Genomic DNA, 7,649 nt, shown 5'->3' on the forward strand with positions numbered 1-7,649 from the left:
ATCAGCAAGGTGGTCAACTAACTTCAGATCGAAGTCTTCACCACCAAGATATGTATCTCCGTTCGTTGATTTCACCTCAAAGACACCATCCCCCAGCTCAAGGATGGACACATCGAAGGTACCACCACCAAGATCAAAAACTGCAATCTTCTTTTCGCCTTCTTTATCAAGTCCGTATGCGAGCGCAGCTGCGGTAGGCTCATTGATGATTCGCTGCACATTGAGACCAGCAATCTTTCCAGCGTCTTTAGTCGCCTGTCTCTGGGCATCATTAAAATACGCAGGAACTGTAATAACGGCATCAGTAACAGCTTCACCTAGGTAGTCTTCAGCTGTCTGTTTCATCTTCGTGAGAATCATCGCGGAGACTTCTTGAGGGCTCTTCTTCTCACCACGCAGTTCTACCCACGCGTCTCCATTGTCTGCGCCGACAATCGCATACGGCAGAACCTTTTTTGCATCTTGAGACTCTGGAGCCTCAAACTTCCGACCAATTAAACGCTTAACAGCAAAAACGGTATTCTTTGGATTGGTTACGCCTTGACGCTTTGCCACTTGACCAACAAGCCGCTCACCCGCTTCATTCACTGCTACCACTGATGGCGTTGTACGTGCTCCTTCACTGTTTGAAATGACGTTAGGAGAGCCCCCTTCCATGATTGCGACACATGAATTCGTGGTTCCTAGGTCAATTCCAATGATTTTTCCCATGTCTACTTCCTTTCCTTGTCTTTGCTGTTAATCGAAATCTTCACCGTAAAAAGTCTCTACTCTCACCCGTTGGTGCCGGAAAAACTCCCTTCTTGCTAAATAATATCAGCAAATTCAAGTAGATACCGATGCGCTCTACTTCCTCTTCCTTTCAGATAGTCATTCTTGATGCACTTTTCAAGGACTCTCGAACGATATCTTTCCCGAAATACGGCACTCGAAGCTTCGAGTATCCCTACTCCTCCGCCTCTCCAGCACTCCCCTCAGATGCTGATTCAGCGGTCAACTCCTCTCCTTGGGGTGCTGTTGGCGCCATCGCTACAACCACTTTCCCAGGGCGGAGCAGTTTATCTTTATAGAAGTACGTCTTCTCAAGCTCATTCATTACTACTCCGGCTGCGAACTCTGAGGACGGCATCTGACTGATTGCTTCATGTTTTTGGGGATCGAACGTCTCTCCTATCGCGGCCTCTCCACGAACATCCCATTTTTTCAAAACCTGAAGAAACATCCTATGAATCAGAGCAACCCCCTCTCGAAGCCTTTGTCCATCTTCAGTAAGCTCATAGCTATCTGCTGCTTCTATGGCCCTGTCTAAGTTGTCCACTACCTCAAGTAAGTCAATAAAAACACGCTCTCCCTGATATTTCAGGAGATCACTACGCTCTTTGACCGACCGCTTCTTAAAATTTTCAAAGTCTGCAAGCGCCCGGATATACTTCTCTTGTGCTTCCTTCAATGAAGACTCAGGAACGGTCTTTTCTCCACCTTTCTTTCCAAAAAAAGAAAAAGGGCCAGTAGAACCGTCCTCTTCGTGCTCTCCTGACTGAACTTCCGTACTCTTCTCTTGTTCTGTATCGTTCGTGGCACTCTGTGCTCCCTGTTCACTGGTCGCGTGTTGATGCTTGTCCGTTACTCCCTTTCCGGAAGAACTCTCGTTACTGTTCATGACTTCTGGATCTTCTATTGGAATTTTTTTCTCTGCCATTATCCTATCGCTTTATTTGCCCCCATAGCTATAATCACTCGTGTGCTCCATTGCAACTCAGTCCCCTCTCGTTGCAGGAGAAAGACTCTAGAAAACATCAATAATCAATGAAAAAAGATACGACTCAGACAGACGCGTTGGTCCTCAGAAGCTATCCAAGCGGTGAGAATGACTGTATTTATCGGCTTCTTACCCCCAATCTTGGGAAGATCAGCGCAATTGCCAAGGGGGTGAAGCGAAGTAAGAGGCGTTTCTCATCCTTCCCCGAGCCATTCGATATTGGACAAGCTGAGCTTCAACAGGGACGGGGCGAGCTCTATCTCTTTAATGGATTCGTTCCGAAACGAACAATGATTCGTCTCAGAGAATCATTATCCCTCTTCAGCACCTCGTGCGTTCTTTGCGAAGCATTTGATGCCTTGAGCCAAGAGGATTCTCTTGAAAATGCCGAAGCACTCTATTTAACTGCGGTTGATGGTTTGCAAGCATTAAGTGATCACTCGAGCACACCTGATTTCATCTACAGAGCAGCTGCTCACGCATTGCGACGACTGCTTAGGCTACATGGTTTTTTAGAAGAGAGACGTGATACCAGTACTCTTACGCTACAAGAAGAATGGGAATGGGTTTTGTCAAGAGTTGAAGCCGTTATTGAGCGCCCCCTCAAAACCCGCCTCTATTCATAATGCAAACAGTCGACACTCCCCTTCGATTGCTCCCTAATTCAATAGAGAATTCTGTATCACTAGAAGTTTTTATCACTCCACTAAAATGAAGCACCGCCTGCAATCGAAGCCCCCTCGAGAAGTACTCCGTAGCTCATCAGAGATTCTACAAGGGCAATTTTTAAGAAGATCAATCCCAGTAATAAGGCAATCGGCGTCAAGTCAACTGGTCCGAATACAAGCGGTAGTCGACGCCGTAATGGTGCCATCATCGGCTCAGTACTCCCGATGATGACCGCCACAAGTTTGTTTCTCGGATCGGCATTTACCCACGAAACAACAACCCGTGCGATAATCAAAATATTGGCAGTGGTAATGAGAACATCAAGCACTTGCGCCAATGCTTGAAGGATATTTCCGAGCAAAATCATAAGGCTAGTCTTACGAGAATCTCTGATTTCTGCAATAGAGGGAATCCTACTCCCTCGACTCACCATCAATGAAAAAATGGGGCTCTTTGATTGAAGTGATGCGAATCCCATAGTGATCATTCACGATCACTATTTCACCCCGAGCAACTTGATTTCCATTAATCAGAAAATTAAACCCAGAGTCCTTATCTTCATCTAAAACGAGGATAGAGCCCTCTTTCAGCTGGAGAAGGCGGTGAATAGAAAGTTCGGTCTGACCAAATTGCACCTGAACGGCAAGAGAGACATCTTTGAGAAAACTCAAAGGGCGTTCTTTTTGACTGCCCTTATCACCGGCTGAACTCGATTCCTTCCCAAACTCATCCAGTAGTGGCGAAGCCTCTTGCTCAAAAGCCTCTAATCGTGCCGATTTCGCTTGGTTAGCATCATTCTCAGGCATATGTTGCCGGTATTTCTCAATTCCCATAATGGGTATTATCGACCCCTCTGCCTTATTACTTTACGGTAATGCTCACGGAGCACGCAGAACAAGGGTTCTCGGCAGTTAACCCGAAACCGTGGAAATTCCAGAGAGAAAAGACTTCTGCGAAAAGACTTCTGCGAAAAGACTTCTGCGAAAAGACTTCTGCGAAAAGACTACTAAGAAAGGACTACCAGTGGAATGGAGAGTCCTAGTACTACTTCTTACGCTTATGCCGGTTACGCTTCAGCCGCTTCTTGTGCTTGTGCTTGCGTATCTTCTTCCGACGCTTTTTTAGGTCATTGGCCATATGAGTTGTGCCTTAATACTTGCTCAAAATATCTGAGCAGTGATTTCGCCACTCTCGCTTACGAAAGTCAAGAGCAGGAGCATAATACCCCCTCGAATCCTGCAAAAACTCACCCTCTGGGCCCAAATAAAGCGCTTCCAACGCGAATGACGGTAGCTCCCTCCTCGACCGCGATATCAAAGTCTCCAGACATCCCCATACTGATTTCAGGGGGTATTCCACCGAAGCTCTCGGGAAACTGTGCAAAGGCACTCTCCGCAAGATTATACAACCTACGATAGTCCTCTCTGACCCTCTGTGGCTCCCCATAATCCATAGTAATAGTCATCACACCCCGAAGTAGCAACCAGCGGTGCTGAACGGGCCAATTCTTTACGAGTTTTAAGAACTCCGTCTCGCTCAGCCCTGACTTCTGAGAATCCTGAGAAATATTTATTTGCAAAAAGACGGGGATTTGTCGCTCAATTCGAGCAGCTTCCTTTTCGAGAACACCTGCAAGTTTCTCCGAATGGACACTTTCAATACAGTCAAAGAGAGCTACTGCCTCCCTCGCCTTATTGCTTTGCAAAGCACCGATCAGGTGAGCGATATGCGGGCGTAAACGGTCTCTTTTTTCCCGATACTCCTGCACATAGTTTTCACCGAGAGAAATCGAGTCTTCTAAACAACTCTCTTGTAAAAAAAGAATTCGCTCTAGAGGCTGTTTCTTAGAAACAGCAAGCAGGGTGACTTTTCGAGAATGGGGAGCTACCTTTTTTGCAACTTGAATACGGTGAAGAATCTCCTCATATCGAGTTTTTATCTCCTCCATTCGATTGCTCCCTGCTCTAAAAGCAATAGTGCTGTCTTCTGAGCATCTATGCCCACAATATTCGTATACGAACCGACTATCTGCTCCACGAAAAACTGTCCCTGTCCTTGAATTGCATACGAACCAGCCTTATCAAAGCATTCATCACTCGAAATATACCGCTCGATACACTCGTCGGAAAGGTCTATGAAGGTGACCTCACTTTCGCAGACAAAGCTCTTTTGCACACCATCTTCACGGTGCATCAGGGTAACACCGCCGAATACAGAATGAGTTGTCCCTGAAAGCTTTTGCAACATCACACGTGCATGCTCGCGATCAGATGGCTTACCAAGTATTTCATTATTTACCACCACCACCGTATCTCCCCCTACTATCCAATGATTCGGATAACTACGAGAGACGTCTTCCGCTTTCAGAAGGGACAGCCGTTCAACTAAAACTTCAGGTGGGCCTTTTATACTTTCTTCATCCACTCCACTTGGCACTATCTGAAATTCAATTCCCATGGATGAAAGGATTTCGCTCCGCCGAGGCGACGCTGATGCGAGAATAATCTCGGTTTCAGCACTCGTTTTGAATAAGTATTCCATCATGGATCGCCATCATCATCGCTAAGTGAAGATTATCAGCAAGTGCCTCAACAGTCCGTCCGTCACCACTTCTTATCTGAACACTCCACGTTCTCTGTTCAAGTCGAATGCTGCTCTCAATACTACATCCCGCTTCTTCAAGGACACGAACGACAGTATCGAGGTCTGGCACCGAGAAAAAATGCTCTCTATCTTCAGCTGCAAAACGCGAGGTCTGCCCCGTTAATAACGACAGGAGCTGACCTGAGGGAAGCATAACAAAAACTTCATAGCCGATATCAGCATAACCTCTTCCGACAAGGCACCCGACATCATCAAAGAGAGGAAATCCTCGTTGAGAAGCTCTTTCGCACTGCTGTAAGAAATCGTTTTCAAAAATCAAGGTTATTAATCACGCTCTGCATAAATTCTATCGAGTTGCTCAACACTGGAAGTACCCCCTTCCACGAGCGTCATCTCCGATACTCGCGTGAGTACTGCATTCTTATGAAGCTCCTTCACCGTCAGAACTCCTGCATTACACATTGTCGCTTTCATTTTAGAGACGGTCGTCTCGACTTTCTCTCCGAGAGAGCCACTGAAAGGAACGTAGGCATCTACACCTTCTTCAAAGATTAACTCTCCTTTGTCGCCCTGCTTATAGCGCTGCCAATTTCGCGCTCTCCGTGAGCCCTCACCCCAATAAGGCTTATACAGTCTACCACGGTACGTCAGTGTCGGAGTTGGGCTTTCTGCTGTCATCGCAAAGTACTTGCCCATCATGACGAAGTCTGCCCCCATCGCAAGCGCCATAATGATATTGGTATCATTATTTAAACCACCATCCGAACAAATAGGCACATACTCACCCGTTCTCTCAAAATATTCATCCCGAGCCTTTGCAACCTCCAGCACCGCGGAAGCTTGACCTCGGCCGATTCCCTTTTGCTCTCGAGTAATACAAATTGAGCCACCACCAATTCCAATCTTTACAAAATCAACCCCTGCCTCTTCAACTAAGTAGTTAAATCCTTCAGCAGAGACAACATTTCCCCCTCCAATAGGAACATGAGGTCCGACTGCTTCTTTTAATTCCCTGCAAGCTTTTGCCTGCCAGTCTGTATAGCCGTCAGAGGAATCAAAGCAAAGCGCATCAACTCCCGCTGCAACAAGCGCTTTACCACGTTCTAAATAATCAAAGGTGTTAAGAGCAGCCCCTACGAAAAGACGCTTTTGGTCGTCAGTTAACTCGTCGGGGTTCGATTTATGATCAAAGTAGTCCCTTCGAAAAACGAGGTACTTTAAACATCCTGATTTATCGATAATCGGAAGACACTCCTTCTTATTCTTCCACAGCAGCTCTGTTGCTTCCGTAAGCGACACCCCTTCATGAGCGAGAACGAGATTCGCTACAGGGGTGTAAAACTCGCGCACAGGTCGTGACAGATCATCTTTGAACTCCCAGTAATCTTTACTGGTAAGAAGTCCTAATAATTTTGAGGAACTCTCCCCATCTTCTGTAATAGCGATAGTTGAATGCCCCGTCTGTTCTCTCAATGCAATTGCATCGGACAACGGCACATCAGGAGAAAGGTTAGAATCAGAGACGACAAACCCCGCCTTATGCTCCTTGACAGACCGAACCATATCAGCCTGCTCCTCTATGGGCTGAGAGCAATAAATAAATGCACCACCACCTTTTCGAGCTAATTCGATCGCCAGCTCAGAACCTGAGACAGACTGCATAGCAGCAGACACTAGGGGAATATTTAATACTCGCGACGGCTCCTCCTTCTCTGGAAAATATCGACTGAGGGGAGTCTTCAGAGAGACATTTCCCGGTACATGCTCAGCTCGAGTAAGCCCAGGAAGGAGTAAGAACTCATTAAAAGTACGAGAGATGTCATCGAGGATATGTGCCAAAATACCTCCTGTATTTTTTGACCCTAAAGTGTACCCTGTTTCTTAAATGAAAACCAGTGGAGAAAGCGTATCAACTCAACTCGGATAAGACAGGCTTTGACCGCATCAACGGCGACCGTATTCCTCGTGATCATTGCCTTAACCATCAGAGAGCATCTCAGACTCCTCTCAGGTATCGAAGGACTTTTGTTACAGAATGATGAGCCACTTGGTGGCGACTTTATTGCTTTTTATACAGGTAGCAAATTGCTGTACGAATCTTTCACTGCTGAGACCCTCTACAGTTTTTCGAACCAGATGCTCTTTCAGAGTGAGCTTCTCGGAGTTTCAGCAAACGAGCTCCCGTTCCTTCCCTTTGTATATCCCCCGATTGTAGCCCTCATTTTCATTCCATTCTCCTTCCTCTCTCTGCCTCAAGCGTTTTGTGCATGGAGTCTCACCTCCTTCATTGTATTTCTGCTCGGGCTAGAGCTTGTGATTCGGGCCTTGGACTACCAGTTCCCTTTCTCCAGAATGCTTTTCTATCTTGGCGCTGTTGCCTTCACGCCATTTACCATCGAAACCCTCGCTGGAGGGCAACTTTCCGCGATCGGTGTCTTCATTCTTGGAGTTGCATTTTATCTTATACGAAAAGAACGGTTCTTTTCTGCTGGACTTACGACCTCTTTTCTCTACTTCAAGGCTCCGCTCTTTATCTTACTTATAATTTCACTCTTGCTCATTCTTCCGCGACGATTCCTGGGAGGGCTCGCAATTGGCGGTGCTTTCATTATCTGTG

The 7,649-nt window shown here is 46.5% G+C and carries 11 protein-coding genes; 2 read left to right on the top strand and 9 right to left on the bottom strand.

The features are described from left to right. Together dnaK and EBR25_11710 are read right to left on the bottom strand one after the other, a co-directional pair. A partial coding sequence (gene dnaK, locus EBR25_11705; protein NBW41648.1) for a molecular chaperone DnaK occupies positions 1-711 on the bottom strand: 711 nt, incomplete at its 3' end. Between the two features lie 235 nt (positions 712-946). Beyond that, on the bottom strand, positions 947-1,699 hold the full coding sequence (locus tag EBR25_11710; GenBank protein ID NBW41649.1) for a nucleotide exchange factor GrpE: 753 nt from the start codon (positions 1,697-1,699) through the stop codon (positions 947-949). 107 nt (positions 1,700-1,806) lie between these two features. Between EBR25_11710 and EBR25_11715 the strand changes: the two genes are divergently transcribed. Continuing rightward, positions 1,807-2,385, top strand: coding sequence for a hypothetical protein (locus tag EBR25_11715; GenBank protein ID NBW41650.1), 579 nt, complete (start codon positions 1,807-1,809; stop codon positions 2,383-2,385). 80 nt (positions 2,386-2,465) lie between these two features. Here the strand turns inward: EBR25_11715 and EBR25_11720 are convergent, their stop codons facing one another. The 7 genes from EBR25_11720 to EBR25_11750 form a co-directional block, all read right to left on the bottom strand. Next, positions 2,466-2,915: a YggT family protein gene (locus tag EBR25_11720; protein NBW41651.1), complete on the bottom strand. Its 450-nt coding sequence runs from the start codon at positions 2,913-2,915 to the stop codon at positions 2,466-2,468. Continuing rightward, positions 2,842-3,261 carry a hypothetical protein gene (locus EBR25_11725; protein ID NBW41652.1) on the bottom strand — a complete coding sequence of 140 codons (420 nt, stop codon included), beginning with the start codon at positions 3,259-3,261 and terminating at the stop codon, positions 2,842-2,844. The genes EBR25_11720 and EBR25_11725 overlap by 74 nt, the downstream gene beginning before the upstream one ends. A 211-nt stretch (positions 3,262-3,472) precedes the next feature. Further along, positions 3,473-3,565: an AURKAIP1/COX24 domain-containing protein gene (locus EBR25_11730; protein ID NBW41653.1), complete on the bottom strand. Its 93-nt coding sequence runs from the start codon at positions 3,563-3,565 to the stop codon at positions 3,473-3,475. 109 nt (positions 3,566-3,674) lie between these two features. After that, complete coding sequence (locus EBR25_11735; GenBank protein ID NBW41654.1) at positions 3,675-4,376, bottom strand: YggS family pyridoxal phosphate-dependent enzyme; 702 nt, start codon at positions 4,374-4,376, stop codon at positions 3,675-3,677. Beyond that, positions 4,364-4,969: a septum formation protein Maf gene (gene maf, locus EBR25_11740; protein ID NBW41655.1), complete on the bottom strand. Its 606-nt coding sequence runs from the start codon at positions 4,967-4,969 to the stop codon at positions 4,364-4,366. Before maf ends, EBR25_11735 begins: the two co-directional genes overlap by 13 nt. Beyond that, positions 4,941-5,351, bottom strand: coding sequence for a hypothetical protein (locus tag EBR25_11745; protein ID NBW41656.1), 411 nt, complete (start codon positions 5,349-5,351; stop codon positions 4,941-4,943). The genes maf and EBR25_11745 overlap by 29 nt, the downstream gene beginning before the upstream one ends. Positions 5,352-5,356: 5 nt before the next feature. Further along, on the bottom strand, positions 5,357-6,871 hold the full coding sequence (locus EBR25_11750) for an IMP dehydrogenase (protein ID NBW41657.1): 1,515 nt from the start codon (positions 6,869-6,871) through the stop codon (positions 5,357-5,359). Between the two features lie 96 nt (positions 6,872-6,967). Here EBR25_11750 and EBR25_11755 point away from each other — a divergent pair. Next, positions 6,968-7,649: DUF2029 domain-containing protein (locus EBR25_11755; protein NBW41658.1), on the top strand; the 682-nt coding region annotated here is incomplete at its 3' end.

The sequence above is a fragment of the bacterium genome, assembly GCA_009926305.1.
GTDB lineage: Bacteria > Bdellovibrionota_C > UBA2361 > UBA2361 > RFPC01 > RFPC01.

Bases quoted from the DNA above. Each gene is read 5' to 3' on its own strand.
- EBR25_11710 (NBW41649.1), bottom strand. From the start codon at position 1,699: ATGGCAGAGAAAAAAATTCCAATAGAAGATCCAGAAGTCATGAACAGT.
- EBR25_11715 (NBW41650.1), top strand. From the start codon at position 1,807: ATGAAAAAAGATACGACTCAGACAGACGCGTTGGTCCTCAGAAGCTAT.
- EBR25_11720 (NBW41651.1), bottom strand. From the start codon at position 2,915: ATGATCACTATGGGATTCGCATCACTTCAATCAAAGAGCCCCATTTTT.
- EBR25_11725 (NBW41652.1), bottom strand. From the start codon at position 3,261: ATGGGAATTGAGAAATACCGGCAACATATGCCTGAGAATGATGCTAAC.
- EBR25_11730 (NBW41653.1), bottom strand. From the start codon at position 3,565: ATGGCCAATGACCTAAAAAAGCGTCGGAAGAAGATACGCAAGCACAAG.
- EBR25_11735 (NBW41654.1), bottom strand. From the start codon at position 4,376: ATGGAGGAGATAAAAACTCGATATGAGGAGATTCTTCACCGTATTCAA.
- maf (NBW41655.1), bottom strand. From the start codon at position 4,969: ATGGAATACTTATTCAAAACGAGTGCTGAAACCGAGATTATTCTCGCA.